Origin of the sequence: Bradyrhizobium zhanjiangense (assembly GCF_004114935.1) — a bacterium.
Classification (GTDB): domain Bacteria; phylum Pseudomonadota; class Alphaproteobacteria; order Rhizobiales; family Xanthobacteraceae; genus Bradyrhizobium; species Bradyrhizobium zhanjiangense.
Genome location: NZ_CP022221.1, coordinates 6,935,914 through 6,960,003 on the forward strand (window position 1 = coordinate 6,935,914; position 24,090 = coordinate 6,960,003).

The following is a 24,090-nucleotide window of genomic DNA, read 5'->3' on the forward strand; positions in this document are numbered from 1 at the left end:
ATCGAGGGTTGCGCCATTTATATTCGTACGCAAGCGCCTTGCGCGAGCGTTTCCTTGGCAGCAATCCGACTTCGGTCCGATTGTCTTGCTCGGGCGTTTCCTCCCTAGACTTGGGCCGCTTGTCATCACAAGCGGCTCTTCTTTTTTGGGCGGGGCCCTAACTCCGCATCTGCATGATCTGGTCCATCGGCGGCATGTTGGCGTTCAGATGCGCCATGATCCAGACCGTGCCGCCGACCACGAGGAAGACGACCAGAAGACCGAAGGCGAGAGCCAGCACGTTGTTGGTATTGTCGGGGCCGGTGGTGATGTGCAGGAAGAACACGAGGTGCACACCCATCTGTGCGATCGCGAGCACGATCAGCGCCACGGGGATGGACGGCTGCCAGACCAGATCGGTGCCGGCGATGAAGAACGACGTCGCCGTGAGCAGCAGGGCCAGGACAAGACCGACAACGTAACCGAGGATGCGGACGCCGACACTGTGTTGCTCTTCCTCGCCGGGCGCGAGGTCGTGTTTGACCAACTCATGCGTCTGATCGCTCATGGCGCACTCCCAAGCAGGTAGACCACGGAAAACACGGCGACCCAGATGATGTCGAGCGCGTGCCAGAACAGCGCAAAGCACATCATCCGCCGCTGGATGTCGGCACGAAAGCCCTTGGCGAACACCTGCGCCATCATGGTGAGCAGCCACAACACGCCGGCAGAGACGTGGAGGCCATGGCATCCGACCAGCGAGAAGAACGCGGTCAGGAACGCGCTACGCGACGGGCCATAGCCACGAGCGACGAGGTCGGCGAATTCGCGGAACTCGATGGTGAGGAATATGAGGCCGAGCGCGCAGGTCACGGCCATGCCGAGATAGAACCAGAACCGGTTGCGCACGTCGGCGGCAATGCTGGCCATGCCGCAGGTAAAGCTCGACAGCAACAGGCAGACCGTCTCGATCGCGACGTTCTTCTGGTCGAAGATCTCGGAGCCCTTCGGGCCGCCGGCGGTCTGGCCGGCCAGCACGGCGTAGGCCGCAAAGAAACAGGAGAACATCACGATGTCGGAGAGCAGGAAGATCCAGAAGCCGTAGGCGGTCACGATCCGCTTCGGCGCGGGTCCGGTATGCTCGATGACGACACCGATGTGATGGGGATCGGCATGGGCGTGGCCAGCGGTCGCGGTCATCGACATCAGATGGCCCCCGCCATGCTGACGAGCCTGCGCCGTTCCTCCAGATTGACGCGGTCGATGCGGGCGACCCGATCGGCCGGGATGACGTATTCGTCATGGTCGCGCCAGGCGAACAGGACGAAGGTCGCGAAGGCGCCGAGGCCGCCCAAAATCACCATCCACCAGATGTGCCAGATCAGCGCGAAGCCCATGATGGTGGCGAAGAACGCGCAGACGAAGCCGGTCGGCGAATTCCGGGGCATCTCGATGTCCTGATATTCCGGCTCTTCGTGCTCGAGCAGTTGCTGCTTGGCATGGGCCTTCATCTCCCAATAGGCGTCCTCGCCGCGCACATCGGGATTGAACGCGAAGTTGAACACCGGCGGCGGCGACGAGGTCGCCCATTCCAGCGAACGGCCGTCCCAGGGATCGCCGGTGCGGTCGCGCAGGGCCTCGCGGTCGCGGATGCTGACGACGAGCTGCATGATCTGGCAGATCACGCCGATCGTCAGCACCGCCATGCCGACCGCCGCCACCAGCATCCACGGCCGCCAGACCGCGACATCGTAATGCTGCATGCGGCGCGTCATGCCAAGCATGCCGGCGACATAGAGCGGCATGAAGGTGATGAAGAAGCCGAGGAAGGTAAACCAGAACGCAGCCTTGCCCCAGCGTTCGTCGAGGCGGAAACCGAACGCCTTCGGAAACCAATATTCGAAGCCGGCGAAAGCGCCGAACAGCACGCCGCCGATGATGACGTTGTGGAAGTGCGCCACCAGGAACATGCTGTTGTGAAGCATGAAATCGGCCGGCGGCACCGCGAGCAGGACGCCCGTCAATCCGCCGACGATGAACGTCACCATGAAGCCGACCGCCCACAGCATCGGCGTCGCGAAGCGAATGCGTCCGCCATACATCGTGAACAGCCAATTGTAGATCTTCACCCCCGTCGGCACCGCGATGATCATGCTGGCGATGCCGAAGATGGCGTTGACGTCGGGCCCCGCTCCCATCGTGAAGAAATGATGCAGCCATACCATGAAGGAGATGACGCAGATCGCCATGGTGGCCAGCACCATCGAGCGATAGCCGAACAGTGCCTTTCCGGAGAAGGTCGAGACCACCTCGGAGAAGATGCCGAAGGCCGGCAGCACCAGGATGTAGACCTCGGGATGGCCCCAGGCCCAGATCAAATTCATGAACATCATGACGTTGCCGCCGGCCTCGTTGGTGAAGAAGTGGAAGCCGAGGTAGCGGTCGAGCAGCAGCATCGCCAGCGTGGCGGTGAGGATCGGGAACGCCGCGACGATGAGGAGATTCGAGGCCAGCGTGGTCCAGCAGAACATCGGCATGCGGAGATAGTTCATGCCTTTGGTGCGCAGCTTCAGCACGGTGGTGACGAGATTGATGCCGGCGACCAGCGTGCCGACGCCGGAGATCTGGAGTGACCAGGCGTAGTAATCGACGCCGACGCCGGGCGAGTAGGACAATTCCGAGAGCGGCGGAAAGGCGAGCCAGCCGGTGCGCGCGAATTCGCCGACCACGAGCGAGATATTGACCAGCAGCGCGCCGGTCGCGGTCAGCCAGAAGCCGACGGAATTGAGCGTCGGGAAGGCGACATCGCGCACGCCGAGCTGGAGCGGCACGATCAGGTTCATCAGCCCGATCACGAACGGCATCGCCACGAAGAAGATCATGATGGTGCCGTGCGCCGAAAAGATCTGGTTGTAGTGCTCGGGCGGCAGATAGCCTTGCGACTGGTAGGCGACGGCCTGCTGGATTCGCATCATGATGGCGTCGCTGCCGCCGCGCAGCAGCATCACCGAGGCCAGCAGCACATACATGACTCCGATGCGCTTGTGGTCGACGCTGGTGATCCATTCGCGCCAGAGATAGGGCAGATGACCCTTGATCACGACCCAGGCCAGCACGCCCAGGATTGCGACCAGCACCACCGCGCCCGCGACGAGCGGAATCGGCTGATCGAACGGAATGGCGGACCAGTCGAGCTTACCGAGCATCGTGACCTCCACTGTGCGACCGGCCCGCTTCGGATGCGAGCTCCGGTCCAGGACCCGGCGGAATATGCTGGGTCGCGATCAGGTCGAACAGACGCGGATCTTCGAGCCGATAGGTCGGCCGCCCCGTCTCGACGCTTTGCTGCATCAGCTTTGTGTAACTGTCCGCATTCAGCACGGCGTCCGTCTTCGCCGTGGTCGCCACCCACTCCGGAAAGGCGAGCGGCGAGATCACGTTGACGTCGAACATCATATCGGGGAAGCCGTCGCCGGAGAAATGCGCCGACAGGCCCTGCAGCTTGCCCTCGTTGTCGGCGCGCAGGTTCAGCTTCGTCACCATGCCGTTCATGGTGTAGATCATGCTGCCGAGCTGCGGGATGAAGAACGTGTTCATCACGCTCGACGACGTCAGCTGGAAATTCAGCTCGGCGCCCGCCGGTACGGTCAGCGTATTGACCGTGGCGATGCGCTGATCCGGATAGATGAACAGCCATTTCCAGTCGAGCGAGACGGCCTGGATCCGCACCCGGCTGCCGGTGCCTGGCACGGGCGCTGCGGGATCGAGCTGATGCGAGCCGATCCAGGCGACGCCGCCGAGCAGGATGACGGTGAGCGCAGGGATCGCCCACACCACCATCTCGACGCGGCCGGAATAGACGAAGTCGGGCTGGAAACGCGCTTTCGGATTGGACGCGCGAAACCAGAACGCGAAGCCGAGGATCGCAACGATGGTCGGCACCACGATCACGAGCATGATGAAGACGGAATCGACCAGGATGGTGCTGTTGGCCGCAGCCACAGGCCCTTGCGGATCGAACAGATTCATCGGCGAGCCACTGGCGGTTGGGAAGCCCCGGGACAGAGCCTAGCGCGGGAAAGGCTCCGCAACAAACGCGATTGCCTGAAAACGGTTCCTGAACCGCAAAGGGTCAGCCATGCGCGATCGGCCGGGCGCAACATGCAATTCCACGTGATCTCAATGACATGAACGCAGAGGCGCGCCCTTCTCTCCGATTGGGGCGATTGCTAATCTGCACGAAAATACTGAATGAACCGACCGAGCCCGGGAGTGAACCGAGATGCGCTTGAAGGACAAGGTTGCGATCGTCGTCGGCGCCGGCCAGAGCCCCGGCGAGGGCATGGGCAACGGCCGCGCCACCGCGCTTACCTTCGCGCGCGAGGGGGCCAAGGTCTTGTGCGTCGATCACCAGCTGGAATCGGCGCAGGAAACGGTTGCGATGATCACCGCGGAGCAGGGCACGGCCGCAGCCTTTAAGGCCGATGTGACCAAAGCCGCCGACATCAAAGCGATGGTCGCGGACGCGCAATCGCGCTGGGGCCGGATCGACGTGCTGCACAACAATGTTGGCGTCAGTCTCTCCGGCGGCGATGCCGAATTGCTGCAGCTGACCGAAGAGGCATTCGACCGCGTCGTCGCCATCAACCTGAAGAGCTGCATTCTCGCCGCGAAAGAGGTGATCCCGATCATGCGCGCGCAACGCAGCGGCGCCATCATCAACATCTCCTCGATGGCCGCGATCACGACCTACCCTTATGTCGCCTACAAGGCGACGAAGTCGGCGATGATCGCCTTCACCGAACAGCTCGCCTACCAGAACGCCGAATACGGCATCCGCGCCAACGTCATCCTGCCCGGCCTGATGAACACGCCGATGGCGGTCGATACCCGCGCCCGCGAATGGCACAAGACCCGCGCCGAAGTCGAAGCCGAACGCGACAGCAAGGTGCCGCTACGCAAGAAGATGGGCACCGGATGGGATGTCGCCAATGCGGCGCTGTTCCTGGCATCAGATGAAGCGAACTTCATTACGGGCGTGACACTGCCAGTGGATGGTGGGGCGAGCGTGAGGCGGGGGTGAGTGCCAAAGGGACGCTGCACTTACCCTCCCCTGGAGGGGGAGGGTCGCCACGCATGAAGCGCAGCGCAATGCGTAGCGGGGTGGGGTGACGGTCTCTCCGCATCGAACCCTGCCCGAGTGGAGAGATCACCCCACCCCGCTCGCGCTGCGCGCGACCGACCCTCCCCCTCCAGGGGAGGGTGCAGCGTCATTGCGGCACGCGCGTCACCCGCCAGATCGTGCCATTGCCGTCCTCCGACACCAGCAGCGATCCATCCTTCGCCACGGTCACTCCGACCGGCCGTCCCCACACCTCGGTGTCGCTCACCACGAACCCCGTGACGAAATCCTCGTACTCCCCGGTCGCCTTGCCGTCCTTCATCTTGATGCGGATCACCTTGTAGCCGGTGCGTTTCGATCTGTTCCAGGAGCCGTGCTGGGCGGCGAAGGCGTCGCCCTGGTACTCGGGCAGAAACTGCGTGCCCTGGTAGAAGGTCATGCCGAGCGAGGCCGAGTGCGGCTGGATCAGCACATCCGGCACCGTCACCTTGTCCTTGAGGTCCGGCCGCGCGCCGGCGTGGCGCGGGTCTTCGTTGCCTCCGATGTAGAACCAGGGCCAGCCGTAGAAACCGCCCTCCTTCACGCTGGTCACGTAGTCGGGCACCAGATCGTCGCCGAGGCCGTCGCGCTCGTTGGTCGAGCACCAGGGCAGACCGGTCTGCGGCTGGATCGCGAGGCCGACGCAGTTGCGGAGTCCGGTGGCGTAGATCTTCCGCTCCTTGCCGTCAGGATTGAACACCAGCACGGCGGCGCGCTCGGTCTCGCTGGCCCAGGCCGCGCCAAGCGGCTGCGCTTTTGACCACGCCTCCATCCCGCCCGGCGGCGTGCCCATGCCCTCTGCGACGTTGCTGAGCGAGCCGACCGACACCAGCATGCGCTTGTTGTCCGGCGTGAACACAATGTCGCGGGTGGAATGGCCGCCATCATGCGGCAGGCTTGCCACGATCGTTTCCGCCTTGCCGCGTGCCTTGAGATCGCCGGCCTGGTAGGGAAAGCGAACGACGCTGTCGGTGTTGGCGACATAGACCCATTGCGGGTTGTCGCCGTTCGGAAAAAAGGCGATGCCGAACGGCTGCCTCAGTCCGCTGGCAAACACCTCGTTGGTCACCTTGCCGCCATCGCCCGCGCGCAGCACGCGGATGTTGCCGGCCCGCGTCTCCGCGACAAAGACATCGCCATTCGGCGCGATCCGCACGACGCGTGGCGTGCGCAAGCCTTCGGCGAACAGCTCGATCTTGAATCCAGTCGGCACCTGGAGCGCAGCCTCGGGCGGACGCGGCACCACGCGCGCGGAGCTTGCAACCGACCGCGTCGCGCCGGGCCTGACCAGATCCTGTGGCCGGATCAACCTGACCGTGCCAGGCCTGTCGGCCCGCCAGTCGCCATAGGCGTCCTTGCCCTGCAACACCGGCTCACCTCGTGCGCTGGTCGCAGCCGCGACCAGCAATCCCGCGGACAGCGCAACGAACCATAGTCTGTTCTTCACGTCTCCCTCCCGGCCTGCACGTCTCAAACGTCAATATGCGACAACCAGCAACCGTTCTGCGGCAGGTCATGCGCCTGCCGAATTCCACGTCAGCTCATGCCCGTACGATGGGCATCAGCCGCGGCCCATCGTACTGGAAAATGCGGCTGATCGGTGCGACACATTGGCGGGGCGCGACCGGCGGTTGTTCAAAGCTGCGGCATTGGTGTCGCGGCTGATGGGGTGATCATGTGGGAATCCGTCATATCGGAATGGACGAGCCTGCTGCTGCGCTGGCTGCACGTGGTTGCCGCGATCGCCTGGATCGGCAGTTCATTCTATTTCATCGCCCTCGATCTCAGCCTCAGGCCCAAAAGCGACCTGCCTGATGGCGTGCAGGGCGAGGCCTGGCAGGTCCATGGCGGCGGCTTCTACCGGATCATGAAATATCTGGTCGCACCGAGCCAGATGCCAGACGAGCTGACCTGGTTCAAATGGGAGGCCTACACCACCTGGCTGTCCGGCTTCGCGCTGATGGTGGTGGTGTATTATCTCGAGGCCGATTTATTTCTGGTCGACAAGGCGATCCTCGACCTCACGCCATTCCAGGCCGGCCTGTTCAGCTTCTTTAGCCTCGCTCTGGCATGGCTGCTTTATGAGGCCGCGTGCCGCTCTGGGCTTGCGCAGCGCGAGCTGCCCTTCGCTATCGGCGGCTATTTGTTCCTGGTCGCGCTGACCTACGCCTTCACCCATGTGCTGAGCGGTCGTGGCGCCTTCAACCAGATCGGGGCGATCATCGGCACCATCATGGTCGCCAACGTCTTCGCGCTGATCATCCCGAACCAGAAGAAGATCGTGGCCAGCCTGATCGCGGGACAGGCGCCCGACCCGAAGCTCGGCAAGGCCAGCAAGGAACGCTCGGTCCACAACAACTATCTGACCTTGCCCGTGGTCGTGCTGATGATCAGCAACCACTATCCCCTTCTCTACGCCACGCGCTTCAACTGGATCATCGTCGCGATCATCCTGGCGCTCGGCCCCGTGATCCGCCATTTCTTCAACGCGCGGCATGCGGGGCGCAAATCGCCGTGGTGGGTGTGGGGCGTCGCAGCAATCGGCGTGATCGCGATCCTCTTCCTCTCCGCCGCCGGACCGCGCGACGTCAAGATCAGCGCGCTGCCGGCACAGCCGACGCTCGCCAATGTCGAGGAGATCGTGATGTCCCGCTGCAGCATGTGCCACGCGGCCGAGCCGGTCTGGGCCGGCATCGTCACTGCGCCGAAAGGCATATTGCTTGACGCGCCCGAGCACATCCATCGCAACATCCGCCTGATCGGGCGTGTCGCGGCCTGGTCCAATGCGATGCCGCCGGGCAATGTCACCGAGATGACCAGCGAGGAGCGCGCCATGCTCGCCGCCTATGTCGAGCAGGCGCATTGATGCCGTCCCGCGTCGGCACAGCATTTCGCGGAATGAAATTTCGCATCTCCCACTGAATTGAAAATGACTCGACCGTCTATCCGGCGTAGACAGGAGCCGTGGCCGCCGCCGCGGCCAAAGTCAGTTGCATGCGCAGGGAAAGAACAGTGGCTCTCAAGAACGTCATCGGTATCGACCACGCCGTGGTCATGGTGAAGGATCTCGACCAGGCCGCCGAGAATTACCGGCAGCTCGGCTTCACCGTCTCCCCGCGCGGCACCCACAGCGTCCATATGGGCACCGGCAACTACACCATCATGTTCGACCCCGACTATATGGAGCTGCTCGGCGTGCTCGCTGCGACCGAGCTCAATGCCCCGGCGCGCGCCTTTCTCGACGAGCACGGCGAAGGCATCGAGCGCATCGCCTTCACCGCAATCGATTCCGCCGCCGGCGCCGAGGAGATCCGCGCGCGCGGCCTGACGCCGATCGGCCCGACCGATTTCGAACGGCCGGTGACGCTGCCTGATGGCACGGTCTCGGCGGCGAGATTCCGTACCTTCATGTGGCCGACCGCGGAAGCGCCCGGCGGCGTGCGTATCTTCGCCTGCCAGCACAAGACGCGCGAGACAGTGTGGATTCCCGAATTGATGAAGCACGCTAATGCGGCGACGCGGATCAAGCAGACGCTGATCGCAACGCCCGAGCCCGCGAAGGAGGCCGCGCATCTCGGCCGGCTGATCGACCGCGAGCCGAAAACGGCTGCCGACGGCGCGGTCACCGTGCCCTCCGGCGGCGACCGTGCCGACTTTGTCTATCTGACGCTGGACCAGCTCGGCAAACGCTATCCCGGCGTGCCGCTCGCGGGCCTCTCAGAGCGCGGCGGCGCGGCGCTGGTGCTCATCAGCGGCGATCTCGCGGCCACCGAGAAGGCGCTGGGATCAGTCGCGGTGCGCAGCGGGGCTGCGATCTGCGTGCCGCCGGCCAAGGCCAACGGCACCCTGCTCGCCTTCATTGCCGGCTGATTTGAACTAATTCTTTAACGCGTATTTACCCGGCGGCTCTAGGATTCCTGGCAGTCCAAGCCGCCGGAGCCAAGCGCATGTTCAAAGAGGGATCGCCGATCGCCTATGACGCGCCGGCCGAGCTGAAGAAGTGGCCGTCGCTGAAGGGACAGAGGCAGAAGGACCGAGGCCCGCCCTATCTCGTCTACAACGGCACGCTCGCCGACTGTGTCCGCGAGCTGATGGGCAAGCCGATCAAAGGCATTTCGCTCTACGACATCATGACGAAGCCGCAACCGGCCTTCGACCAGACCGTGCTGTCGCCCGGCGATGCCGCCGAGATCGCGATGCGCAAGGATTTTCCGAAAGACTAATTCGAGGCGCGGCTGCCGGCCGTCTTGCCCTGCTGCCTCGAGGACGTATCCGTCGGCGCATCGAGGAAGACGACGGGTGTGCCGCGCTTCACGTTCTCGCCGAGCACACGCGCATCCCAATTGGTGAGCCTGATGCAGCCGTGAGACGCGGACTTGCTGACCCTGTCGGGCTCTGCCGTTCCATGAATGCCGTAGCCCTGCGCCGACAGTCCGATCCAGTACGAACCCACCGGATTGTTCGGCCCCGGCTTGATGTCGAACGGCCTCTTGGATTTGACACTCTTGAACTTGTACTCGGGATTGTAGTGATAGGTCGGCTGCTCGTGGGTGCCGGTCACCTTCAGCGTCCCCATCGGCGTCGGACGATCCGGACTGCCGATTGTCGCCGGGTAGAACGCGATGAGACGACCGGAGCCGTCGAACGCCTTCAACGTCGCTCGCGTCTTGTCGATCTCGACCCGCGCAATGCGCGGAAGCTCCCGTTGCGCCGGAACGTTGGCCACGACGATCGTCTCGCCGGATTTGTCGAAAGCCTTCCTTGGATTGAGCGTCTTCAATAGCTCTTCGCTCATGTGGAATTTTTCCGCGAGCCCTTCGAGCGGACTGGTGTAGCTCAGCGCCTCCAGTGACTTCATCTCGTCGAGCTTGGCCGGCAGCCTTTTTAGGAACGGCCCCTTCACGTCTGCGTCGGTGATCGTGTAGTCGACGACGACGGGACCTTCGCTCGCTGCGTTCAGCTGGTCCCACAGTTCCGGGGCAATCGTCTTGTCGAAGGCGATCCCGTTCTGCTCGGCGAACGCCTTCATCGCCTTCTGCGCGTTCTCGCCGAACTTGCCGTCGATCTGGCCGGGCGAGAATTGCGCACGATCGAGCAGGATCTGAAGCTTCGTCACCGAAGCGTTGAGCTTGTCGGTCGCCGGCTGCTTTTCGGGACGCGCAGCATCATTCACCGCCACTGCGTCGAGATTGCCCGCGAGTGCCGGGCAGAGGATCCAGAGCGACATCACCGCACCAAGCATCCATCGCATCATGATCGCTCGTCCCAATTCGCAAAGTGATCCGCAAAACCGCGGAGAGTTTCTCTTTGGGAACACCGTAGTAACACCGACGGAACCTGAGACCGCAGCTTTGCCGCAATCGCGCGGTTAAGAATTCCTTATCGCCGGCGCATCGCTGGCCGTTCATCCCACAGTTCGAGGTTGCCCCAGCAAATGCGATTTGTCGTCGCGGCTTGCGCCGCGTTCATGATTTTGATGTGCGACCTCGATCCGCCGGCGTCCCGGCAAACATCAGCATTCGACACCACTACTCTCCAGAACAATCATGCCTCGCCACTTGTTCCGGTGGTCGAACTCTTCCTCGCCAGCGTGCAGGCCATCGAGCTCGCCAATGCACACGCGGCCCTTGAGGAGAAAAGCGAGCCGCCGCGCGCGGCCGAAACCGTCGCCGAGGGTCCGGTTTCACCGACAGACCGATTCTGCCACGCGCTTCGCGAAGCCGCCGAGGCCAGCGGCATTCCGGTGCCTTTCTTCGCGCGCCTGATCTGGCAGGAGAGCCGCTTCAAGTCCAACGAGGTCAGCCACGCCGGCGCACAGGGCGTCGCGCAGTTCATGCCGGAAACGGCCGCCGAGGTCGGACTCGATGATCCCTTCGATCCCATGAAGGCGCTGCCGGCATCGGCAAAATTCCTGCGCAAGCTCCGTGACGATTTCGGCAATCTCGGCCTCGCCGCAGCCGCCTACAATGCAGGTCCCGGCCGCATCCAGAAGTGGCTTGCCAAGGAGAGCGAGCTGCCGCGCGAGACGCGCGACTATGTTCGCATCATCACCGGCACCAAGGCCGAGGACTGGACCGAGCGCGCGGAAGCGCTCGCAATCCGGATCGACTTGCCGCGCGAGGCGCCGTGCGAAGGCATCGGCAGCCTCTCGAAAGCCAGGGATGTCGCCTGGGTTCCGGTCAACCTGACGCCATCGGTCACGACCATCATTCGCAAAGCCGAACAGCTTGCCGCGCGACTGACGGCGAGCCGCGCCCGCAAGCGGTTCGCAACCATGCTTCGGAAGAACACTTCGGCGCACGGCAAGGCGCGCAGCATGATTGCAGCACGCGCGGCCGGCAACAGTGCGAAGGCCCGCGCCGTTCGCTTCGCATCGCGCGAACGGCCTTCCGGCTAGTTTTGGAGCCGCGCGAGCGCTAAAACGCTCCGTTCCACTTTCCCGGACAGGGGGGGATGGACCCTGTGTCTGCACGGAACTTGCGATGCCATTGAAGAGTGCCGGGATCATCGCCTATCGGAAGCGCCGCAGGGTCGAGGTGCTCCTCGTTCATCCTGGAGGGCCGTTCTGGCGCAACAAGGATCTCGGCGCATGGTCGATCCCGAAGGGCGAATATGCGGACGAAGAAGATGGGGAAATCGCCGCGCGGCGGGAGTTTGCCGAAGAGCTTGGGCTTGAGCTGTCCGTGCCGCTGATCGCGCTTGGAGAGGTCAAGCAGCGCGGCGGCAAGCTCGTCACCGCGTTTGCTGCCGAGCTCGACATCGATACGAGCAGCCTTCGCAGCAACACCTTCGAGATCGAATGGCCGCCCCGCAGCGGCAAACGGCAGACCTTCCCGGAGGTCGATCGTGCCGAATGGTTCACGCTCAAAGAGGCGCAGGAGAGGATCAATGCAGGACAACGCCCGCTGCTTGATCGGCTACAGCGACTGGCCGGCGGCGAATAGGCGCGTCGCTTACACCGGCTTATCGCGAGCTTTGAAGGCAGCCGCGAACGAGGTGCGCTCCCTCTCCCGCTTGCGGGAGAGGGTTGGGGAGAGGGGTGTCTCCACAACGGGACAATCCCCAAGAGGAAAGAGCCCTCACCCGGCGCTACGCGCCGACCTCTCCCGCAAGCGGGAGAGGTTAAGAAGAGCCGGCGGCGAATAGGCGCGTCGCGATGACGGCTATTTCGAGCAAAGCAGACTTTCCTACTCCGCCTTGATGTTCGCGGCCGCCACGACCTCGGCAAGCTCCTTCGTCTCCTTCGCGATCTTGGCGGCATACTCAGTCGGGCTGAGCACGCTGACCACGCCCTGCGAGCCGAGCTTCTCTTCAACCGCCGGATCCTTGGCAGCGGTGACGATCTCCCGGTGCAGCGTCTCCAGGATCGGCGCCGGCGTTGCCTTCGGCATGAAGAAGCCGACCCAGAACGAGATGTCGAAGCCGGGATAGCCGGCTTCCGCGACGGTGGGCACATCGGGCAGCGCCGGCAACCGCTCGGCTGAGGATACCGCGAGCGCGCGCAGCTTGCCGGCCTTGATCAGCGGCACGGCGGAAAGCGGATCGAACACCGCCAGCACCTCTTGCGCGAGCAGGCCGACCTCGGACGCCGATCCGCCGCGATAAGGCACGTGGATCATCTTGATGCCAGCCTTCTGGCTGAGCAGCTCCATGGCGAGATGGGCGAGATTGCCGTTGCCGCCCGAACCGTAAGCGAGCGCGCCGGGGGCGGCCTTCGCGGCGGCGACGAGATCGGCGACGGTCTTGATGCCGGCGGTCTTGGGATTCTCCGGATTGACCACGAGCACCAGCGGCGCCGAGACTACGGTCGTGAGCGGCGCGAAATCCTTCTCCGGATCGTAGCGGATATCTTTGAACAGCGTCTTGTTGAGCGTGATGGTGGACGAGTTGCAGGCGAGAATGGTGTAGCCGTCGCCTTCCGCACGCGCGACGCCTTCGGCGGCGATCATGCCGTTGGCACCGGCGCGGTTCTCGACCACGAAGGGCTGCCCGAGCTTGTTGCTTAAGCGATCGCCGATGATGCGCGCGACGACGTCGACCGGGCCGCCGGCGCTGAAGCCGACCATGATCTTGACCGGGCGCGCCGGATATTTCTGCGCGAGCGCCTGTGTCGTGACGCACAATCCGGCGACAATCGCCAACAGGCGAAGCGTTCGTTGCATTCGTTCCCTCCCCAGACCTCATCGCGCCGCTTGTGCATGCTTGTTGGTGCGACGCATTCGAAGGTCGATGATGAGCGGCGGCGCCGGAATTCGCAATCGCGTTTGCGCGTCGGCATTCCGCCGCGCGGCACGAAAGAGCAGCTCCGCAACAAAAAATGCGAAAAACAACCCCATGCACAGTAGCCGACCGTTGTCGAAACAAGGACTTGGGCAGGACAAGGCGAATTTCTGGTATTACGAATTCGAATTGACACGTCGGGCAAAACACCGGCATAATGGCATGATCGCAATAGCCGTGAGCGCCCAGGCCATTTCAGCCCTGCGCGGCTCGACCTGGTTGCACGTAAGCCCTTCATCGACATCTGAAAATCGCAATCACCGCGCGGCACGCGCGCGACCGGCTTCGCGCCGCAAGCGCTCGCGCCCGCAAAGGACCTTAGGACATGACGTCAACTCCCCATCGCACCGGCCCGTTACCGATCGCGACAACGGATCGGAGCGGACCGACGCCCCGGATCAAGCTCACCCGGCGGCGCCTGGAGATCCAACATCCCGACTCGCAAGCCGGCGAGCGGCTGCTGGCTGAGGCGCTCGGCGCCGTCGATCGCGACGCGCTGCACGGCATCCTCCAGCAATTGCTCAAGGCCAGCGTGATCGAGCAGAAGCCAAATGAGGCCAACCTCGCCTTCATGATCTCGATGATGAAGAGCATCGCACCCAGGGATTCGGTCGAGGCCATGCTGGTGGCGCAGATGGTGTCCGTCCACGTCGCGGCGATGCGCTCCGCCTGCCGCCTCGCCTTCACCGACCATCTGCAGCAGCAGGAAGGCGTCACCCGCGCATTGACCCGGCTGGCCCGCACTTTTGCAGCCCAGATCGAGGCCCTTAGCCGCCACCGCAGCAATGGCGAGCGCGCCATCACGGTGCAGAATGTGTCGGTGCAGGACGGCGGCAGCGCAATCGTGGGCAACGTCACGCAGCACGCGAACGTGATCGTGGCGGAGGCAAGCGCGACGGATAAGACTGCGAATGCAGAGAACGGCGCCAGCGCATGAGCCGCGATCACATCCGCAATACAGATGCCATGCAGTCGAGCCCACGCTGCGGCGCACGGACACGCAGCGGTACCGTCTGCCGCGCGCCGGCGAGGCAAGGAAAGGCCCGTTGCCGCATGCACGGCGGCGCACGGAGATCAGGCGCACCGAGGGGAAATCAGAATGCGCGGAAGCATGGCGCGTTCGCGCAAGACGGACTCGCGGAGCAGCGGGCGATCCGGGAGTTGCTGGGCGAGACAAGGAAGCTGCTGGCCGAGCTGAAGTCGGGCTAACCCACGGAGGGGCGGTAGCGATTCTCAGGAATTCGACAACTCAATGATCCATCAACGGTCCATATGTTCCCATACGGTCCGTCTGTGAGCCATTGCATCGCGGCGTCGGAACTTCCCGCACTGGCATCGCTTTGAATTCGACAAATGGAAGAATTCTCCATGACCTCCGAAACGGAACTGAAATTCCGCATTGCGCCGCGAAACTTATCGTCAGTGTTGCGGAAGGGCCGTTTGAGCGGGCGGCGCGGCGATCAGTGCGAACAGTCGCTCGCGTCGACCTACTACGATACGACCAAGCATAAGCTCAAACGCCATGGCGTGACGTTGCGCGTCCGCAAGATCGAGGGCCGCTACGTGCAGACCGTGAAAGCCGGCGGCGCGGGCAGCGTGACGCGGGGCGAATGGGAGCACGAGGTTTCCGGTGCAAACCCCGACCTGAGCAAGACGAGGCATACGCCGCTCCAGGAGCTTGCGACCCGAAAGCTCCCTCGCAAGCTAAAGCCGGTCTTCCGGACCGACATTCATCGCATGGCGCAGGCGCGACGCGTCAGGAAGAGCCAGATTGAACTTGCGGTCGACCGCGGTCGCATCAGCGCCGGACGCCATTCGCGGCCGGTTGCCGAGCTGGAGCTGGAACTGAAGTCCGGCCATGTTGCAGACCTGTTCCGCCTTGCCCGCGATGTCGAGCGCAGAACTGGGGCAGAGCTCGATCTGCGCTCGAAGGCCGAGCGAGGTTATCTGCTCGTCGCGGGCAGTGGCGGCGGCGCGCAGCGCGCCGAGCCGATCGCGCTGAAGGCTGGGCTGTCGCCGCGCGAGGCCTTCCGGATCATCGCGCATTCGACGCTGCGTCACGTCACGGCGAATGCCGATCCGGTGCGTGACATGGACGCCGAAGGAGTCCATCAGATGCGCGTCGGCCTGCGGCGCCTGCGGGCGGCTATCTCGCTGTTCGCCGATATCTTGCCGCGCGCGAGCACTGCGCGGATCAAGGCCGAGCTGAAATGGCTCACGGGCGAACTGGCGCCTGCGCGTGAAATCGACGTGTTCCTGAACGAGAGCATCCGGCCGATCACCGAGCAGGACGTGCCGCGACGCGGCGCCCGCGCGATCCGCAAGAGGTTCTCCGGGCAACGACAGGCGGCATTCGAGCGCGCACGCGAGGCGGTGATGTCGGGGCGTTACCGCCGCCTGCTGATCGACGTGATCGAGTGGATCGAAGGCAGACGGCCTCACACCGATGACGATGGCGCGATCGCTGCCTACGCTGCGGAGATTCTCGATCGGCGGATCCGGAAGGCGCGCAAGCAGGGCAATCGACTGAACGATCTCGATCCGATGCAGCGTCACAAGCTGCGGATCAAGATCAAGAAGATTCGTTACGCCGTGGATTTCTTCGAGAGCCTCTACAGCGATGGCGACCAGAACGAGCTCGCAGCCCTGTCCGACCGGCTGAAGCAGATTCAATCCGCGCTGGGATCGCTGAACGACTTCATGGCGCATCGCGAGCTGGCGACGGAGGCCGCATTGACGGCGCCGCCTGCGCACCGCCGCGCCCAGGCTTTCGCAGCGGGCTTCATCGTCGGTGCGGAACGCAAGGCCGCGGACGGCCTGATGAAGGACGCAGCAAAGGAGCTGCATCGGTTGCGCCGGCTGCGCGCGGCGCCGAATGGACGAGCGTAGGAGAACCGACATGGGATCCGATGTGGCTTGGGTCGGCAATTGGCGAAATCAATTCGGCTCCATCTTGCGCATCACTGACGATGCGAACGGCCGCATAGCGGGGAATTTCGAGACCGCGCTCGAAGACAGCGGCTTTTACGGGCAAGCGGTGCCGGTCACCGGGTTTCACAGGGGCAATTGCATCGCCTTTGTCGCGGTGGGCTCGTCTGCGACGGGCGACCGGGCCGTCTCCTATACCGGACTGCTGCGTCACGGAAAGATGGAGACCGCCTGGTTCGTGGTCGCAGACCAGGCGCTGAGCGCGTCCAGGGAGGGCGAGCCGGCGAAGCTGAAACCGGTGAATTGGTGGCGCGCCGTGACCACGAACGTCGATACGTTCGAACGGAGCTACGGCCCATCATAAATCGTGTCCGCTTCGCTCTGCTTACGGCGCACAGCGGACTTTCTCGTGAATTCCAACCGCGTTGCGCGAAAACTCCCCGCCTACTGTCCGTCCACGGTGAAGGCGAGCAGCACGTTTCCGGGCGCCGTACCATAATTGGTGTAGCCCGAGTTGACGTAGAGGATGCCCCCGGCGATCACCGGTCCCGGTCCATCGAGCGAGCCGCCATGCGCCGACACGCCGTTTACGGTCGCATAGTCCCGCATGGTGTCGACGTCCCAGATGATCTCGCCGCTCTTGGCGGCATAGGCCCGCAGGTGGCCGTCCAGTCCGCCGGAGAACACAACACCAGGAATGGCGGTTACCGCAGCCGACTGCGCAGGGCTGCATCCCGGCCGATCTCCGCAGCCCGGATGTGCCGTGTGCCAGACGATCTCGCCCGTCGCCTGGTTCATCGCATACAGCCCGCCGCCCTGACTTGGATCGAGCTTCATGGGTAGCCCGAAGACCGATTTCTGCGCGCCGGCGGCGGCCGGCGGTACGGCCTTCATGCCGACATCCGACACCGCGACATAGACGTTCGCATCATCCGCAGCCGAGCCCCATTGCACGCCGCCGAGCGTGCTGCCGAGCCCCACCCGGCGCTGCCAGATGATGGCTCCATCGCGGTCCGGATCGAGCGCGTACACCATGCCGGATTTCTGGCCGGCAATGAGCGCACGACGTCCGTCAGGTAGATCGACCAGCATCGGAGAGGAGCCGAAATCGAAATCGGGACCCTTGGTGCCGGGGCAGTTAGCGCGATACTGGCTGCTGCACGCGACGTTGTAGGCATCACCCTCGGTCAGCTGCCGCGACCAGGCGAGCCGTCCGGTGCCCAGATCGAAGGCCACAAACGCGTCGGAGGTCGTGGAAGCCGGGTCCAGATAACTGTCGCCCGTCGTCGCGTAGATCCGACTTGTCTTGAGGTCGACGGTCGGCGACGACCAGATGGCGCCGCCAGAGGGTCCGAAGAGTTGGACGCCGATCTCGTTGAGGCGGATTGGCTGGGCCGGCGGGCTGACATAGCCGCGCCACAGCACCTCGCCGGTCCTGGCGTCGAGCGCGGCGATCAGACCGCGGAAGGTGCAGCAAGAATAGCGTGGGTCGATCGCCAATACCTCTTCGACGGAGGAGACTGGCACATAAAGCACATTATTGACCAATGTCGGCGCGCCCGTGATCACGGCCCCCGCATGCGCATCGATACGTCGCCTCCACAGCAGCTTTCCGCTCTCGGCATCGAGCGCATAAGTCTCACCGCGTTGATCGCCGAAATAGGCGGTCGTGCCCCGCTCATCCTCGCCGATGGTGATCGCGGTGCGTACGCCGAAGCCGGCGTCGAACACCCAGCGCTGGCAGCCAAGTCTGGCATCCAGCGCATAGACCTTGCCGCCCGCACTGCCCACGAAGACCCGGCCGCCCCAAACCGTCGGCTGCGCGTAGGCTCTGGTATCGCCGGGAAAGCCGAACGCCCATTTGAGCTTCAGGCGCGGAACATCGTCCGGCGAAAGCTGGGCCATGGCAGCGGGTTGAAACCGGTGTTGAGCGATGTCGACGCCCCAGCCGTTCCAGCGCGGCAACGAAGCGTCCGCCAGCGCGGGGCCCCGCTCACCGCACGTGGAATCCGGCAGTGGTTGCTGCTGCTCCGGCGCTGTCCCGACGAGATAGCGAACGATGGCCTGAATTTCGCGTTGGCTCAGGTCGCGCCCCTGCTGGCTCATCATGCCGAACATCAAGGCAAAGCTCATCCGCTCAGGCCTGAATTGCCGCAGCGCGTTGGCGTCAGGCGCGCGTGCCACGCCACCCTCGTGGCACGATGCGCAGCGCGTGCGGTAGAGCGCCTCGCCACGCGAGTTTAGCGCCTCCTCCGCATGATCCGGAAGCACGCCAGTGAGCAATATGCCCACTCCAAGCAGGAGGCGTGCGGAGAGCGTGCATCCAGAGCGGCGCCTGGCCGTACCCGTCATTCTCGCCTCCCTCGCATAATTGAAGCGTGCTTCGGCAACAGAAGATCAGCGCGCGGTCGTCAACGCGTACCACGAATGAACAACCGAAGCGAGCTTGAGCGATCCAGGATTACCGGAGGCGGTCATCTCCCGATACGGTCCTGTGACGGGCCGCCCGCGCCGCGGCTTATCCGCTTGCCGCGGCGTCTGCCTCGTAGGCGCTTCGGGAAGTACCCGAAACGGCGGTTCTCGGGCGCAAACGGGACGTTGGCAGGAAGGGTGAGGGTCCGCAGAGAGCCAATTTCGGCGGATTCATCGGGACTTTAGGCGGATTGATGTCCGCGCTAGCGCGGCGTGATCTCATTGACGGCAGCAATCTGCAGCCCAGCCTCGTTCAGCGCTTCAGTGATCTGCTTGGCCAGCAGCTTGGCTTCTTCGGTTCCGATTTGGACGTCAGGATGTCCCTTGAAGAACGCGCAAACCGTCGTGGCGATGATGGTATTCACCTGGTGCGGATCATCCATTTTCTGCACGCGAAATTGCGAATGACGTCACCGGATCGCCGGTGCGTCAGCCTGCAGGACCGAGACGGTCATCGCAAGCCAAAGACGAAAGAATGGCCGCGATCACAACGACAAGCCCTATGAGGTAAATCAGGCCGTTCATCGCAATTCTCCTCTTCGACTTGATGACTTGAATTTATTCGAGGGTCGTGGGCGTATCCTTGGCATTACACTGCTGAACGGTCAGCTTCTCGATCTCCACTTCCTTCTCTATGGCCGTTAGAGAGTTGCCGATCTTGTCGACGATCCTGACCAGATCGGTATTGGAGATGCGAAGCCGCCTGCGTACGGACTTGACCTGCACTGCGTTCGTAAGATCGAGCGTTGTGCGAATGGGCCGTGGCGGTCTTGAGGACAGCATGAGTAGATCTCCTGACCGAGGTAAGAGCGACGATGTCTTTTTTGTTCCTATCGTCCGCCGACCGAAGGTCCCGAACGGCGATGAGTACGGCGAGGCGGCGATGGCAGCCGTCGCGGGCACCGCGGAGCCAGCTACGACAGGTTGAGATGGCCGACCTTATCCGCGCGGCGTAGCGCCATGGCCCGCTACCGCGCCGCGAACGGTTTCGAGGGTGGCGCGTTGCAACGCGGCTCGCCTCTCGGCAATGGCGTTGCTCAAGAGGTCGAGCACCAGCTCAAATGCCGCCAGCTCCTCCCCCTCGATAGCGCCGTCATCGTAGCACTCGAGCGTTTCAGCGATGATGGCGTCGGCCTCACGCTGCAGGGCCAGAAGCTCCTGATTGGATTCCGCGGTCCGCGCGCTGGACACCATGGCCAGGATTCTCTTGCGATGGCTGGTATTGTCCTCCCTTTCGTCGCGGTTCAAATAGCGGCGCAACCAAGCGCCGGCCGAGCCGATTCCGGAGAGAAGCAGGAGCCCGAACCAGAAGTAATCGCCATACCGGTCGAGGAAGGTGCGTTCATTGCCGTCAATGACGGCCGCCGCTCCCCGATGGACCTGCAGCTCGGTGTCCTTCTCGAGGTCCGGCTTGGTGATGTGTGCAGCGCCGGGGGCCAGCCGCGCGATCGTCTGGCGAACGGCAAAGAGCTGCCGGAAAAAGGCGGCGACCGTCGTTTCGGACAAGGTCTTTCTCGCCACGATGAGATGGCTGACGCTGACCGTCTCGACTTTGTCATCCGGCCAAGCTGGATCCGCATTGAAGACGCTGGGCGGAATCTCCTCGGATTCATAGCGGGGATGCTTCAGGGCGATCGCTTCCGATGTCTCGATGGCGAGAAACTTCGGCTCGCCGCGTGCCCGCGCCGTTGCGACGACGGCCTCCGCTGTAATTTTGCTGTCGAGCGGCCCGACCGCCATGAATGCGTCGAGGGTGTGATCGCGTGCCAGCTCCTGGATCTGCTCAGTGCCAAAGTGCGTCACCGCGACCTTGTCCGCCTGCACTCCGGCGGCGCTCAGGATGACGCGCAGCAACGCGGCGTTCGCCGCGGTCCGCCCGATCACGCCGACACGGCGCCCTGCGAGATCGGCGACCTCCTTGATTTTCGGCGGGCCCTTTCTTTTCGAACTCTTGCCGGCAAGTCCAGACGGCGCCCACAGCACAACGAAGTTCTTGCGCAAGACGGCGACGGTCTGCGCCGCGGCGGGCATTTCCAGATCGCCCCGGCCGACGGCAAGGTCCGCCTTGCCGGCCCCAAGCAGGGCGAGAGACTCCACCGCCCCTTCGGTTTTGATCGGAGCCAGCCTGATCGTTCGGCTTTCGCTGCCGAAGGCATCGGCCATCGCCTGAATGACTTTGTGGTCGTCGCTGCCCGGCGGTCCAACGGCGATCCTGAGAACGTCCGGCCGCAACGCATAATAGAGTGCACCCGCTGCGGCGCCAAAAACAAGAAATCCAACGGCGAGGACCAACAGTAAGGAATTGCTCCTTCTCCGCTCTCGGCGGGCCGCGTCACTGGTCGTCTGACTTGGACTCTCGGACGAGGACATTGCCGCTGCCGCCGCAGATCGAGGCGCCTCCCGCTTGGCAGGATACCACGTTTTCCCGAGCATAACGTCTTGGCGGCCGTCCTGGTTCACAACCGTCCGAGGCCTGAACGCCTGCCAAGCGCGCCGTCGTGACGGCCGGCACTCGGCAAGCGTCATGCTGATGGCCGGCTGCCTGCACCTGGTCATTCGCGCGGTGATCCAGAGAAGCCACATTCCGGAATGAGGGGGTCCCGCTGCCGCCATTGGCGCCCGCCCCGCGATCATGTACGCCGATCCGAAATCTTCTCGGGACGGGACGCCCATGACGACCGCTGCCACGAAAGACGCGGGAGATGGCACCCGCGCCCTGATCTTTGCGCTGCTCGCGCTGGCCTGCGGGCACATGCTCTCGACCCTGCTGCGCACCATTCCGGCGGTCAGCCTCGACCTGATGGCGGCGGATTTCCATATCGAGCCGCAGGCGCTGGCCAGCCTCACCTCGGTCTATCCCTTCGCCTTTGCCGCGGCACAGATTCCGGTCGGCGCGGCGATGGATCGCTTCGGTGTGCGGCCGGTGGCGCTCAGCCTGCTCGCGGGAACCGTGATCGGCGCCATCGCGTCGGGGTTTGCGACCGGGCCTGCGAGCTTTGCGGTCGGGCAGGTGCTGCTCGGCGTTGCCACCTCGGGCATGCTGATGTGCCCGATGACTCTTGCCGCCAAGCAATTGTCGGCCGGCCGCTTCGGGCTATGGTCGGGCGCGATCCTCTCAATCGGCAATATCGGCATGCTGCTGTCGTCGAGCCCGCTCGCCTTCGTGGTCGACACTTGGGGCTGGCGCGCCGGGTTCTGGATCTCCGCAGCTGGCGGCATCGCGGTGGCGCTCGCCGTGTTCGCGCTGGTGCCGCACCAGGCGGCCGAGCACAAGGACGATTCCTCGCCGCTATCGCAGATGATCGAGGTGCTCCGGCTCGGACTGTCACGGCCCTTGCGCGGCCTGATCGCGCTGGCGCTGGTGTCGCTCGCGAGCTCGCTGGTGCTGCGCGGCCTGTGGGGCGGGCCGTGGCTGATGCAGGTCAAGGACCTGTCGCGGGTCGAGGCCGGCAACCAGCTCGGCGCGTTCACGCTGGCGATGATCGCCGGCCCTCTCTGCATCGGCATGATCGACCGCAGGCTGGGCCGCCGCCGCGCGCTGGTGGCGGCCTCGCATATGGTCGGGGCGCTGCTCCTGGCGCTGATGGCGTTGGGGGCGCCGCATTACGCGGTCTCCGTGCTGTTCGGCATGCCGATGATGCCGCCGCAATACGACCTCGTGCTGTTCGTGCTCATTGGCCTTGCGACCTCCGCGCAGCCGCTGCTGTTCGGCATGTCCCGGCAGCTAGTCGATGCGCAAACCGCGGGCAAGGCGCTCGCGGCCGTGAACCTCGCGTTCTTTCTCGGCGCGGCCTTGATGCAGTCGGTCACCGGTGCGGTGGCGGCACTCGCCGGGCTGCCGGCGGTGCTGCTGTTCATGGCTGCCATGCTGGCATTCGGTGTGCTGATCTTCTTGGCTTACACCTCGCCAAGTCCATAAAGCGCGATGAGATCAGAATGAATCGTCATCGCGCTGTAGGTTATTTGTTTGAGCATGATCTTTTCGGAAAACCGCTGCACACTTTTCCGGATCATGCTCTAGGATGACGCGCCCCGCCTGCCAAAGGAATCACTCATGCCCGTCGACACCAAGGCCGCCACCGACCGCCTCATGCGCTTCCTCTCCGTCGAGGGCGTGACGGGACAGGAGGCGGCGATCGGGCGAGAGCTCACGGCCGCGCTGAAGGAGAGTGGCGTGCCGGCGAAGGCGATCCGGCTCGACGATGCCAACACGCGCATTCCCGTGCCGACCGAGACCGGCAACCTCATCGTCGACCTGCCCGGCCGCGGCGCGCTGCACAACCAGCCGCGCATCATGTTCATGACCCACATGGACACCGTGCCGCTCTGCGCCGGCGCCAGACCTAAGAAATCGGGGCGCAAGATCGTCAACGAGGCCAAGACCGCGCTCGGCGGCGACAATCGCTGCGGCTGCGGCGTGCTGGTGACGCTGGCCGCGGAGCTCGAAAAGCAGAAGCTCGATCATCCGCCGATCACGCTCTTGTTCTGCGTGCGCGAGGAGAGCGGGCTCTATGGCGCGCGCCACGTCAAGCTCGACGAGCTCGGCGCGCCGGTGATGGCCTTCAACTATGACGGCGGCTCGGCCTCCAACGTCGTCGTCGGCGCGGTCGGCGCCGACCGCTGGACCGTCGAGATCTTCGGCCGCGCCTCGCATGCCGGCGTGGCGCCGGAGCGCGGCATCTCCGCGACCATGATCATGGCGCTGGCGCTCGCCGAGGTGAAGGCGGGCGGCTGGTTCGGCAAGGTGGTGAAGGGCAAGCAGCAAGGCACCAGCAATGTCGGCCCCGTCACCGGCGGCGAGGGCCGCCCGGCGGGCGATGCCACCAATGTCGTCACCGACTACGTGCATGTGCGCGGCGAATGCCGCAGCCATGACGGGAAGTTCTTCAAGGAGATCACCAAGGCCTACAAGGCCGCGTTCGAGAAGGCCGCCAAGAAAGTCACCAACGCGCAAGGCAAATCCGGCAAGGTCAAGTTCAAGGCGCAGACCGACTATTATCCATTCCGCATGAAGGAGAGCCTGCCCGTGGTCCAACGCGCGATCGCGGCGGTCTCTGCCGTAGGTGGAACTCCGAACGTCCGCGCCGCCAATGGCGGCCTGGATGCCAACTGGATGGTCCGCCACGGCATTCCGACCGTGACCTTCGGCGCAGGGCAGAACGAGGCGCACACGATCGACGAATGGATCAATCTCGACGAATATGACCGCGCCTGCGCGCTGGCGCTTCAGCTCGCGACGATGCGGTGACCCGCCCTGCACGGTGCGCGCT

Annotated in this window: 23 protein-coding genes; 12 read left to right on the plus strand and 11 right to left on the minus strand. The window is 64.1% G+C overall.

Annotated features, from left to right (window positions below):
* Window positions 1–157: 157 nt before the first annotated feature.
* Genes cyoD through XH85_RS33235 form a run of 4 tightly spaced genes read right to left on the minus strand, consistent with a single transcriptional unit; the run spans window position 158 to window position 4,008 of the window.
* Window positions 158–547: a cytochrome o ubiquinol oxidase subunit IV gene (gene cyoD / locus XH85_RS33220; RefSeq protein ID WP_128935249.1), complete on the minus strand. Its 390-nt coding sequence runs from the start codon at window positions 545–547 to the stop codon at window positions 158–160.
* Window positions 544–1,185, minus strand: a complete 642-nt coding sequence (locus tag XH85_RS33225; protein ID WP_128935250.1) for a cytochrome (ubi)quinol oxidase subunit III — start codon at window positions 1,183–1,185, stop codon at window positions 544–546. Before XH85_RS33225 ends, cyoD begins: the two co-directional genes overlap by 4 nt.
* Window positions 1,185–3,185 (minus strand): cytochrome o ubiquinol oxidase subunit I, encoded by a 2,001-nt coding sequence (gene cyoB, locus XH85_RS33230; protein ID WP_128935251.1) that lies wholly within the window; start codon window positions 3,183–3,185, stop codon window positions 1,185–1,187. The genes XH85_RS33225 and cyoB overlap by 1 nt, the downstream gene beginning before the upstream one ends.
* Complete coding sequence (locus tag XH85_RS33235; protein WP_128935252.1) at window positions 3,175–4,008, minus strand: cytochrome ubiquinol oxidase subunit II family protein; 834 nt, start codon at window positions 4,006–4,008, stop codon at window positions 3,175–3,177. Before XH85_RS33235 ends, cyoB begins: the two co-directional genes overlap by 11 nt.
* A 253-nt stretch (window positions 4,009–4,261) precedes the next feature.
* Here XH85_RS33235 and XH85_RS33240 point away from each other — a divergent pair, with 253 nt between their 5' ends.
* Complete coding sequence (locus XH85_RS33240; protein WP_128935253.1) at window positions 4,262–5,062, plus strand: SDR family NAD(P)-dependent oxidoreductase; 801 nt, start codon at window positions 4,262–4,264, stop codon at window positions 5,060–5,062.
* Window positions 5,063–5,249: 187 nt separating this feature from the next.
* On the opposite strand, the gene XH85_RS33245 is transcribed toward XH85_RS33240, so the two are convergent.
* Entirely contained in the window at window positions 5,250–6,587 is a 1,338-nt protein-coding gene (locus XH85_RS33245) for a PQQ-dependent sugar dehydrogenase (RefSeq protein WP_128935254.1), read from the minus strand.
* A gap of 228 nt (window positions 6,588–6,815) precedes the next feature.
* Between XH85_RS33245 and XH85_RS33250 the strand changes: the two genes are divergently transcribed.
* From XH85_RS33250 to XH85_RS33260, 3 genes are all read left to right on the plus strand, one after another.
* Complete coding sequence (locus XH85_RS33250) at window positions 6,816–8,006, plus strand: urate hydroxylase PuuD (protein ID WP_128935255.1); 1,191 nt, start codon at window positions 6,816–6,818, stop codon at window positions 8,004–8,006.
* Between the two features lie 146 nt (window positions 8,007–8,152).
* A complete protein-coding gene (locus XH85_RS33255) occupies window positions 8,153–9,010 on the plus strand; it encodes a VOC family protein (protein WP_128935256.1) in 858 nt (285 codons plus the stop codon).
* Window positions 9,011–9,087: 77 nt separating this feature from the next.
* Entirely contained in the window at window positions 9,088–9,363 is a 276-nt protein-coding gene (locus tag XH85_RS33260) for a hypothetical protein (protein WP_128935257.1), read from the plus strand.
* Here XH85_RS33260 and XH85_RS33265 read toward each other — a convergent pair.
* Complete coding sequence (locus XH85_RS33265) at window positions 9,360–10,394, minus strand: L,D-transpeptidase family protein (RefSeq protein ID WP_128935258.1); 1,035 nt, start codon at window positions 10,392–10,394, stop codon at window positions 9,360–9,362. The two genes, XH85_RS33260 and XH85_RS33265, sit on opposite strands and share 4 nt — an antisense overlap.
* A gap of 180 nt (window positions 10,395–10,574) precedes the next feature.
* Between XH85_RS33265 and XH85_RS33270 the strand changes: the two genes are divergently transcribed.
* Together XH85_RS33270 and XH85_RS33275 are read left to right on the plus strand one after the other, a co-directional pair.
* A complete protein-coding gene (locus XH85_RS33270) occupies window positions 10,575–11,537 on the plus strand; it encodes a lytic transglycosylase domain-containing protein (protein ID WP_128935259.1) in 963 nt (320 codons plus the stop codon).
* An 85-nt stretch (window positions 11,538–11,622) separates the two neighbouring features.
* Window positions 11,623–12,084, plus strand: coding sequence for an NUDIX hydrolase (locus XH85_RS33275; protein WP_128935260.1), 462 nt, complete (start codon window positions 11,623–11,625; stop codon window positions 12,082–12,084).
* A 243-nt stretch (window positions 12,085–12,327) separates the two neighbouring features.
* Here the strand turns inward: XH85_RS33275 and XH85_RS33285 are convergent, their stop codons facing one another.
* Window positions 12,328–13,302 (minus strand): Bug family tripartite tricarboxylate transporter substrate binding protein, encoded by a 975-nt coding sequence (locus XH85_RS33285; protein ID WP_128935261.1) that lies wholly within the window; start codon window positions 13,300–13,302, stop codon window positions 12,328–12,330.
* A 443-nt stretch (window positions 13,303–13,745) separates the two neighbouring features.
* Here XH85_RS33285 and XH85_RS33290 point away from each other — a divergent pair, with 443 nt between their 5' ends.
* The 4 genes from XH85_RS33290 (at window position 13,746) to XH85_RS33305 (ending at window position 16,712) form a co-directional block, all read left to right on the plus strand.
* Window positions 13,746–14,357, plus strand: a complete 612-nt coding sequence (locus XH85_RS33290; RefSeq protein WP_128935262.1) for a hypothetical protein — start codon at window positions 13,746–13,748, stop codon at window positions 14,355–14,357.
* Window positions 14,358–14,386: 29 nt separating this feature from the next.
* Complete coding sequence (locus XH85_RS47470; RefSeq protein WP_276339323.1) at window positions 14,387–14,629, plus strand: HGGxSTG domain-containing protein; 243 nt, start codon at window positions 14,387–14,389, stop codon at window positions 14,627–14,629.
* Between the two features lie 159 nt (window positions 14,630–14,788).
* Complete coding sequence (locus XH85_RS33300) at window positions 14,789–16,309, plus strand: CYTH and CHAD domain-containing protein (protein ID WP_128935264.1); 1,521 nt, start codon at window positions 14,789–14,791, stop codon at window positions 16,307–16,309.
* Window positions 16,310–16,319: 10 nt separating this feature from the next.
* Window positions 16,320–16,712: an avidin/streptavidin family protein gene (locus tag XH85_RS33305; RefSeq protein ID WP_245473123.1), complete on the plus strand. Its 393-nt coding sequence runs from the start codon at window positions 16,320–16,322 to the stop codon at window positions 16,710–16,712.
* Between the two features lie 80 nt (window positions 16,713–16,792).
* On the opposite strand, the gene XH85_RS33310 is transcribed toward XH85_RS33305, so the two are convergent.
* The 4 genes from XH85_RS33310 to XH85_RS33325 form a co-directional block, all read right to left on the minus strand.
* A complete protein-coding gene (locus tag XH85_RS33310; protein WP_128935265.1) occupies window positions 16,793–18,700 on the minus strand; it encodes an outer membrane protein assembly factor BamB family protein in 1,908 nt (635 codons plus the stop codon).
* A gap of 323 nt (window positions 18,701–19,023) precedes the next feature.
* A complete protein-coding gene (locus XH85_RS33315; RefSeq protein ID WP_091893701.1) occupies window positions 19,024–19,203 on the minus strand; it encodes a hypothetical protein in 180 nt (59 codons plus the stop codon).
* Window positions 19,204–19,378: 175 nt separating this feature from the next.
* Window positions 19,379–19,603: a DUF3606 domain-containing protein gene (locus XH85_RS33320; protein ID WP_128935266.1), complete on the minus strand. Its 225-nt coding sequence runs from the start codon at window positions 19,601–19,603 to the stop codon at window positions 19,379–19,381.
* Window positions 19,604–19,759: 156 nt separating this feature from the next.
* On the minus strand, window positions 19,760–21,190 hold the full coding sequence (locus tag XH85_RS33325; RefSeq protein WP_164940867.1) for a TAXI family TRAP transporter solute-binding subunit: 1,431 nt from the start codon (window positions 21,188–21,190) through the stop codon (window positions 19,760–19,762).
* A gap of 301 nt (window positions 21,191–21,491) precedes the next feature.
* Here XH85_RS33325 and XH85_RS33330 point away from each other — a divergent pair, with 301 nt between their 5' ends.
* Together XH85_RS33330 and XH85_RS33335 are read left to right on the plus strand one after the other, a co-directional pair.
* Window positions 21,492–22,739, plus strand: a complete 1,248-nt coding sequence (locus XH85_RS33330; protein WP_128935268.1) for an MFS transporter — start codon at window positions 21,492–21,494, stop codon at window positions 22,737–22,739.
* A gap of 135 nt (window positions 22,740–22,874) precedes the next feature.
* Window positions 22,875–24,068, plus strand: coding sequence for a M20/M25/M40 family metallo-hydrolase (locus XH85_RS33335; RefSeq protein WP_128935269.1), 1,194 nt, complete (start codon window positions 22,875–22,877; stop codon window positions 24,066–24,068).
* The last annotated feature ends 22 nt before the right edge of the window (window positions 24,069–24,090 follow it).

Excerpts from the sequence above, each read along its gene's own strand:
- XH85_RS33290 (WP_128935262.1), top strand. The coding sequence starts at position 13,746 with ATGACGTCAACTCCCCATCGCACCGGCCCGTTACCGATCGCGACAACG.
- XH85_RS33335 (WP_128935269.1), top strand. The coding sequence starts at position 22,875 with ATGCCCGTCGACACCAAGGCCGCCACCGACCGCCTCATGCGCTTCCTC.
- XH85_RS33240 (WP_128935253.1), top strand. The coding sequence starts at position 4,262 with ATGCGCTTGAAGGACAAGGTTGCGATCGTCGTCGGCGCCGGCCAGAGC.
- XH85_RS33260 (WP_128935257.1), top strand. The coding sequence starts at position 9,088 with ATGTTCAAAGAGGGATCGCCGATCGCCTATGACGCGCCGGCCGAGCTG.
- XH85_RS33225 (WP_128935250.1), bottom strand. The coding sequence starts at position 1,185 with ATGTCGATGACCGCGACCGCTGGCCACGCCCATGCCGATCCCCATCAC.
- XH85_RS33320 (WP_128935266.1), bottom strand. The coding sequence starts at position 19,603 with ATGCTGTCCTCAAGACCGCCACGGCCCATTCGCACAACGCTCGATCTT.
- cyoB (WP_128935251.1), bottom strand. The coding sequence starts at position 3,185 with ATGCTCGGTAAGCTCGACTGGTCCGCCATTCCGTTCGATCAGCCGATT.
- XH85_RS33305 (WP_245473123.1), top strand. The coding sequence starts at position 16,320 with ATGGGATCCGATGTGGCTTGGGTCGGCAATTGGCGAAATCAATTCGGC.
- XH85_RS33310 (WP_128935265.1), bottom strand. The coding sequence starts at position 18,700 with ATGACGGGTACGGCCAGGCGCCGCTCTGGATGCACGCTCTCCGCACGC.
- XH85_RS33325 (WP_164940867.1), bottom strand. The coding sequence starts at position 21,190 with ATGTCCTCGTCCGAGAGTCCAAGTCAGACGACCAGTGACGCGGCCCGC.
- XH85_RS33275 (WP_128935260.1), top strand. The coding sequence starts at position 11,623 with ATGCCATTGAAGAGTGCCGGGATCATCGCCTATCGGAAGCGCCGCAGG.
- XH85_RS33270 (WP_128935259.1), top strand. The coding sequence starts at position 10,575 with ATGCGATTTGTCGTCGCGGCTTGCGCCGCGTTCATGATTTTGATGTGC.
- cyoD (WP_128935249.1), bottom strand. The coding sequence starts at position 547 with ATGAGCGATCAGACGCATGAGTTGGTCAAACACGACCTCGCGCCCGGC.
- XH85_RS33250 (WP_128935255.1), top strand. The coding sequence starts at position 6,816 with ATGTGGGAATCCGTCATATCGGAATGGACGAGCCTGCTGCTGCGCTGG.
- XH85_RS33300 (WP_128935264.1), top strand. The coding sequence starts at position 14,789 with ATGACCTCCGAAACGGAACTGAAATTCCGCATTGCGCCGCGAAACTTA.
- XH85_RS33265 (WP_128935258.1), bottom strand. The coding sequence starts at position 10,394 with ATGATGCGATGGATGCTTGGTGCGGTGATGTCGCTCTGGATCCTCTGC.
- XH85_RS33315 (WP_091893701.1), bottom strand. The coding sequence starts at position 19,203 with ATGGATGATCCGCACCAGGTGAATACCATCATCGCCACGACGGTTTGC.
- XH85_RS33235 (WP_128935252.1), bottom strand. The coding sequence starts at position 4,008 with ATGAATCTGTTCGATCCGCAAGGGCCTGTGGCTGCGGCCAACAGCACC.
- XH85_RS33330 (WP_128935268.1), top strand. The coding sequence starts at position 21,492 with ATGACGACCGCTGCCACGAAAGACGCGGGAGATGGCACCCGCGCCCTG.
- XH85_RS47470 (WP_276339323.1), top strand. The coding sequence starts at position 14,387 with ATGCAGTCGAGCCCACGCTGCGGCGCACGGACACGCAGCGGTACCGTC.
- XH85_RS33285 (WP_128935261.1), bottom strand. The coding sequence starts at position 13,302 with ATGCAACGAACGCTTCGCCTGTTGGCGATTGTCGCCGGATTGTGCGTC.